Raw genomic sequence first — 1,118 nt, 5'->3', positions numbered from 1 at the left:
CCCATTGGCGAACGCATCCTGGTGAGCGGCCGTGTGCTCGACGAGAACGGCCGCCCGGTGCGCAATGCGCTGATCGAGGTGTGGCAGGCCAACGCCGCCGGCCGCTACGTGCACAAGCGCGACCAGCACGACGCACCGCTGGATCCGAACTTCACCGGCGAAGGCCGCGCGGTGACCGACGACCAGGGCCGCTACCAGTTCAAGACCATCAAGCCCGGCGCCTATCCCTGGCGCAACCACCACAATGCATGGCGTCCGCAGCATATCCATTTTTCGCTGTTCGGCAATGCCTATGCCACGCGGCTGGTGACGCAGATGTACTTCCCCGGCGATCCGCTGCTCGCCTTCGATCCCATCTACAGCTGCGTGCCGGACGAGAAGGCGCGCGCGCGCCTGGTGGCCGCCTTCGACTGGGAAACCACGATGCCCGAGTACGCGCTCGGCTATCGTTTCGATATCGTGCTGCGTGGCCGCGATGCCACGCCGATGGAGTAAGCCATGTTGTACGCCACCGCATCCCAGACCGTCGGTCCCTACCTGCATATCGGCCTGTCCGGCCTTGACTGCGCCGACCTGACCGCCGAGGCGCCTGCCCTGGCCGGCGAGCGCATCGTGATCGAAGGCCGCGTGCTCGACGCCCGCGGCGAGCCCGTGCCTGACGGCATGGTGGAAATCTGGCAGGCCAACCCGGCCGGCCGCTACCGCCATCCCGACGATGCGCGTGAAGGCGCGGAACTGGCACTGGTGCCTGGTTTCACCGGTTTTGGCCGGGTGCCGACGCAGCCGGACGGCAGCTTCCGCTTCGTCACCGTCAAGCCGGGCGCCGTGCCGGGCCCCGATGGCAGACCGCAGGCGCCGCATATCGTGGTGTCGCTGTTCATGCGCGGCCTGCTCAAGCACCTGACCACGCGCCTATACTTCCCGGACGAAGCGCAGGCCAACGCCAGCGACTGGGTCCTGTCGCAGGTGCCAGCCGAGCGCCGCCAGACGCTGGTGGCGCAGCCAGCCGGCGCGGGCAAGCTGCAATGGCAGGTGGTGCTGCAGGGCGAGGACGAAACGGTCTTCTTCAGCATCTGACCCTGGCCGCCGAGGCAGGGCGCAACGCGCATGCAGGCGCG

2 protein-coding genes are annotated in these 1,118 nt (G+C 68.2%); both read left to right on the top strand.

What is annotated here, in order from left to right; translation table 11 throughout:
• A partial coding sequence (gene pcaH, locus P3W85_RS15760; protein ID WP_276265484.1) for a protocatechuate 3,4-dioxygenase subunit beta occupies positions 1 to 495 on the top strand: 495 nt, incomplete at its 5' end.
• Between the two features lie 3 nt (positions 496 to 498).
• Positions 499 to 1,077: a protocatechuate 3,4-dioxygenase subunit alpha gene (gene pcaG, locus P3W85_RS15755; RefSeq protein WP_017228697.1), complete on the top strand. Its 579-nt coding sequence runs from the start codon at positions 499 to 501 to the stop codon at positions 1,075 to 1,077.
• The last annotated feature ends 41 nt before the right edge of the window (positions 1,078 to 1,118 follow it).

Source organism: Cupriavidus basilensis, from assembly GCF_029335485.1.
Classification (GTDB): domain Bacteria; phylum Pseudomonadota; class Gammaproteobacteria; order Burkholderiales; family Burkholderiaceae; genus Cupriavidus; species Cupriavidus basilensis_E.
Note: the sequence above shows the minus strand (reverse complement) of the source record. Positions and strands in the feature narration are given on the sequence as shown.

Excerpts from the sequence above, each read along its gene's own strand:
- pcaG (WP_017228697.1), top strand. The coding sequence starts at position 499 with ATGTTGTACGCCACCGCATCCCAGACCGTCGGTCCCTACCTGCATATC.